6 protein-coding genes are annotated in these 4,771 nt (G+C 72.5%); 1 reads left to right on the forward strand and 5 read right to left on the reverse strand.

All coding sequences use genetic code 11. From position 1 onward, the window contains the following. Positions 1-199: SDR family NAD(P)-dependent oxidoreductase (locus GT030_RS08480; RefSeq protein ID WP_161200561.1), on the reverse strand; the 199-nt coding region annotated here is incomplete at its 3' end. Positions 200-292: 93 nt separating this feature from the next. Further along, on the reverse strand, positions 293-868 hold the full coding sequence (locus GT030_RS08485; protein ID WP_161200562.1) for an ALF repeat-containing protein: 576 nt from the start codon (positions 866-868) through the stop codon (positions 293-295). A 137-nt stretch (positions 869-1,005) separates the two neighbouring features. On the opposite strand from GT030_RS08485, the gene cobF reads away from it, so the two are divergent. Beyond that, positions 1,006-1,779 carry a precorrin-6A synthase (deacetylating) gene (cobF, locus tag GT030_RS08490; RefSeq protein WP_161200563.1) on the forward strand — a complete coding sequence of 258 codons (774 nt, stop codon included), beginning with the start codon at positions 1,006-1,008 and terminating at the stop codon, positions 1,777-1,779. Here cobF and GT030_RS08495 read toward each other — a convergent pair. The 3 genes from GT030_RS08495 to GT030_RS08505 all read right to left on the reverse strand — a co-directional run. Next, positions 1,736-2,509, reverse strand: a complete 774-nt coding sequence (locus GT030_RS08495; RefSeq protein WP_161200564.1) for a cobalt-precorrin-6A reductase — start codon at positions 2,507-2,509, stop codon at positions 1,736-1,738. The genes cobF and GT030_RS08495 overlap by 44 nt on opposite strands. Before the next feature lie 21 nt (positions 2,510-2,530). Then, on the reverse strand, positions 2,531-3,292 hold the full coding sequence (locus tag GT030_RS08500) for a sulfite exporter TauE/SafE family protein (protein ID WP_161200565.1): 762 nt from the start codon (positions 3,290-3,292) through the stop codon (positions 2,531-2,533). A 46-nt stretch (positions 3,293-3,338) separates the two neighbouring features. After that, positions 3,339-4,771 (reverse strand): long-chain fatty acid--CoA ligase (locus GT030_RS08505; RefSeq protein WP_161200566.1); only part of this gene is annotated, 1,433 nt, incomplete at its 5' end.

The following is a 4,771-nucleotide window of genomic DNA, read 5'->3' on the forward strand; positions in this document are numbered from 1 at the left end:
CGAAGTCGGTGATGTCGGCCTCCAGGGCGATCACCGGCGGCGGGAGCGATGCCGCCACTCGCTCAAGTTGCGGCCCTTCCAGGCCGAGCAGCGCGAGCCGCGCGCCGCGTTCGGCGAACGCGTGGGCCAGGGCCGCGCCCAGGCCGCGCGCGGCCCCGGTCACGACGACGGTACGGCCTGCAAGGGGGCTGTCGTACATGGCGGCTGCCTCCGTCCGCGGGACCCGGCACGTCCGGGCTCACCGGAAGAGCCGAGTACCCACGTGCGACCCGGAGCGACTCCCTGCCGGGCGCTAGCGCACCTGGTACTGCCCCACCGCGATGAAGTACCGCAGCTCCTCCAGCGTGCCGTCCAGCGCCGCGGAGGCGGCGGCGCGGAGGGCCGGGGTGGACTTGGGGTCGGCGAGGATGCGGAGGGCGGCCACGCGGTCGTCCTCGCCCTGCGCCAGCCGGTAACCCGTCTCCAGGAACGCCCGCTGGTCGTCCATCGTCCCGTCCAGCGCCCTGCTCGCCTCCCGGATCACTGCCTTCCCGCTCTTCGGGTCCGCGAGGATGCGAGTGATGGCCACCCGGTCGTCCTCGGCCTGCGCCAGCCGGTAACCCGTCTCCAGGAACGCCCGCTGGTCCGCGATCGTGCCGTTCAGTGCCTCGTTGGCCTCGCGGAGGACCGCCTTGCCGCTCGCCGGGTCCGCGAGGATGCGGAAGATGGCGACCCGGACGTCGTCGTCGGACATCTGGTCCACCGGGGTGGACGCCGTGACCGAGACCGTCGTGGCCGCGACGGCGGCGGACGCGGAGGTGGAGAGGAGGAGGGCCGGGGTGAGGGCCGCGGCCGCGAGGAGCAGTGCCGCACGGGTCGTTCTCGTCATGCTGAGCCTCCGTCATCGAACGGGCGGAAGATCACTGTCGATCCCGCCATGATCATTACCACGCCCCCGCGGGCCTCCCGGTTCCCGTCACCGCCCCCGTATCCGGCCCCCTTCACCCCGTGCGGCAGACTCGGTGGGTGCGAAAGATTCATGTCATCGGTATCGGTGCGGGCGACCCCGACCAGCTCACGTTGCAGGCGGTCAAGGCGATGCGCGGCACGGACGTGTTCTTCCTGCTCGACAAGGGCGAGGTGAAGAGTGATCTGACGCGGCTGCGCCGGGACATCCTGGACGCGCATCTGCCCGGGGGGTCGTACCGGGTGGTGGCGGCCCGGGACCCCGAGCGGGACCGGAGGGCGGGCGGTGCGGCCTACTCGCCGGCCGTCGAGGACTGGCGGACCGCCCGCGCGGGGATCTACGAGCGGCTCATCGCGGAGGAGGTCGCGGAGGACGGCACGGGCGCGTTCCTGGTGTGGGGCGACCCCTCGCTGTACGACAGCACGCTCGGCATCCTGCAAGAGGTGCTGGCCAAGGGCGCGGTGGAGTTCACGTACGACGTGGTGCCCGGCATCAGCAGCGTCTCCGCGCTGGTCGCCCGGCACCGGACCGGCCTGAACCGGGTGGCGCGGCCGGTGCAGATCACCACCGGGCGGCGGCTGGCGGAGGGGCTCCCGGAGGGGGTGGACGACGTGGTGGTGATGCTCGACGCCCACCAGGCGTTCCGGGAGTACGCCGGGGAGGACATCGACATCTACTGGGGCGCGTACATCGGCACCCCGGACGAGATCCTGGTCTCCGGTCCGCTCGCGGAGGCCGGTCCGGAGATCGAGCGGGTGCGGGCGGAGGCGCGGGAGCGCAAGGGCTGGATCATGGACACCTATCTGCTGCGCCGGCACCCTCGGCGGGAATGACCCCGGCCAGCCAGGCCAGTACACCGTCCACGTCCGGCATCGCCTCGACACCGGAGGGGAGTTCGGGGCGGCGTACGACGACCACCGGCAACGAGAGCGAGCGGGCGGCGGCCAGTTTCGGCGCCGTGGCCGCTCCCCCGCTGTCCTTCGTCACCAGGACGTCGATGCGGTGCCTGCGGAGCAGGTCCGACTCGTCCGAGAGACTGAACGGACCTCGCGCCAGGAGGATTTCACAGTGCGGGGGCAGCGGCGGCTCCGGTGGCTCCACCGAGCGCACCACGAACCGAGTGGCCGTCAGGCCCGCGAAGGCGGTGAGACCGAGCCGACCCGTGCTGAGAAACACCCGTCGCCCCAGGCGGGGTACGAGCCGCGCCGCCTCCTCCAGGGATGCCACCGGATGCCAGTCGTCGTCGAGGTCCCAGCCGGGGCGGCGCAGGACCGCGTGCGGGACTCCGGCCACGCGTGCCGCCTCCGCCGCGTTCTCCTTGATGCGCGCCGCGAAGGGATGGGTCGCGTCCACCAGCGCGGTCACCCGGTGGGTGCGCAGCCAGTCGGCCAGCCCCGCCGCGCCCCCGAACCCGCCGACCCGCACCTCGCCGTCGACCGCCCCGGGCCGGCTCACGCGCCCCGCGAGCGAGGTGGTGACCCGGAGACCGGGGCGGGCGGCGAGGGCGGTGGCGAGGCGGCGGGACTCGGTGGTGCCGCCGAGGATCAGGACGTGCGCGGGCATGGGGTGAGCGTACGCATCCGGTCAGGTGAGGAGGAGTTCGACCGCCCCGACGAGGGTCGCCACGATGACGATGCGGTCGAACAGCCGCTGGTTGATCTTGTGGACGGCCCACCGGCCGAGGAACGCGCCGGGCACGACGAAGACCAGCAGAGCCGCGTCCAGCAGCAGCGAGTTGCCGTCGATCAGGCCGAGGGCGGCGCTGAAGGGGATCTTGGCGACGTTGACGATGAGGAAGAAGAAGGCGGAGGTGCCGAGGAAGCCCATCTTGCGGAAGCCCGCGGAGAGGAGATACATCGACATCACCGGTCCGCCCGCGTTGGCGACCATGGTGGTGAAGCCGCCCATCACGCCGTACGCCCCCGCCGTCACCCGGCCGGTCCGCGTGCTGACGTCCTCCGTCGCCTCCTGACGCCGTCGCCACAGGGTGATGCCGGTCATCATCAGCAGGATCACGCCGATGGAGATCCGTACGATCCCGTCGCCGACGCGGGCGAGGAACAGGGTGCCCGCCACCACTCCGGCCGCGACGGCGGGGAACAGCCGCCACAGGGTCGGCCAGTGGGCGTGGCGCCGGTAGGTGAGGACGGCGAAGGTGTCGCCCGCGATGAGGAGCGGGAGAAGGACGCCGGTGGAGGCGCGGGCGGGCAGGACGGCCGCGAAGACGGCGAGACTGACCGTGTTGGCCCCGCTGACGGCGGTCTTGGAGAAGCCGACGAGGAGGGCGGCGAGGGCGAGGGCGGCGAACTCCCAGCCGGATATGTGCCAGAGCGTCATCATGTTCATGCGAAGACTGATGCTATGTGCACACGTCCGGCCGGGCGCCGGGGGCTCAGCCGGCGGCGTACCGGGCGCGCAGTTCCCGCTTGAGCACCTTCATGCTGGGCCCGAGCGGGAGGACGTCCGTGAACTCCATACGGCGGGGGTACTTGTGCTTGCCGAGGTGCTCCTTGGACCACGCGGTGATCGCGGCGGCGTCGGGCGTGTGGCCCGGCGCGGGGACGACGACCGCGCAGATCTCCTCGCCGTGCAGCTCATCGGGGAGCCCGATGACGGCGACCTGGGCGATCTCCGGGTGCCGGGCGAGCACCTCCTCGACCTCGCGGGGGTAGACGTTGTAGCCGCCGCGGATGATGACGTCCTTCTTGCGGTCGACGATCCGCAGGAACCCGTCCTCGTCCTTGGTGCCGAGGTCGCCGGTGCGGAACCAGCCGTCGACCAGCGCCTCGGCGGTGGCCTCCGGGCGGCCGAGGTAGCCGGAGAAGACGTTGTGGCCCCGGATGACGACCTCGCCCAGCTCGCCGGGCGCAACGAGTTCGACCCGGTCCTCAACGTCCGCCCGGGCGATCTCGGCGTCCACGCCCCACAGCGGGTGGCCGATGGTGCCGGCGCGGGTGCCGAAGACGGGCTGGTTGACGGTGGCGGCCGGGGAGGTCTCCGACAGGCCGTACCCCTCGTAGATCCGGGCGCCGAACGCCGACTCGAACCTCTCCAGCACGGCCACCGGCAGCGAGGCGCCGCCGGAGATGCACAGCCGCAGGTCGGGCAGGGCGGCGGCGCCGGCCGCGACGGCGGCGAGGGAGACGAACATGGTGGGGACGCCGTGGAAGGTGTTGACGCGCTCGGCGACCATGATCTCGATCGCGCGGGCGGCGTCGAAGCGGGGCATCAGGACGAGCGTCGCGCCCGCGCGCCAGGTGGAGTTGAGGGAGACCGTCTGCCCGAAGGCGTGGAAGAGCGGGAGCGCGCCGAGGACGATGTCGTCGGGGCGGATGTCGTTGGCGTCGAAGGCGTTGACGGTCGCGTTCATCACGATGTTGAAGTGACTGAGCACGGCCCCCTTCGGGACGCCGGTGGTGCCGCTCGTGTAGAAGACGACGGCCGGGTCGTCGGCGGACCGGGTGACGTACGAGTGCGGCGGCTCGGCGTCGACCGCCAGCTTCTCCAGTTCCTCGCCGAGGACGACCACCCGGATGCCGAGGGGCTCGGCGGCCGCGCGGGCGGTGGCCTCCTGGGCCGGGTGGGCGAGGAGCAGGGTGGCACCGCTGTCCTTGAGGACGTGCTCGACCTCGGTGGCCGAGAGCAGCAGGTGGACGGGGACGACGACACCGCCCACCGCCATGGCCGCGTAGTAGGCGAGCGGGAACTCGGCGGTGTTGGGGGCCATCAGGGCGACCCGGTCACCCGGCCGTACGCCGAGGGCGGCCAGCGCGCCGGCCTGGGCGAGGGAGCGCCGCCAGGCTTCGGCGAAGGTGAGGCGCAGGT

Source organism: Streptomyces sp. SID1328, assembly GCF_009865595.1.
In the GTDB taxonomy this organism is placed as follows: domain Bacteria; phylum Actinomycetota; class Actinomycetes; order Streptomycetales; family Streptomycetaceae; genus Streptomyces; species Streptomyces griseoluteus.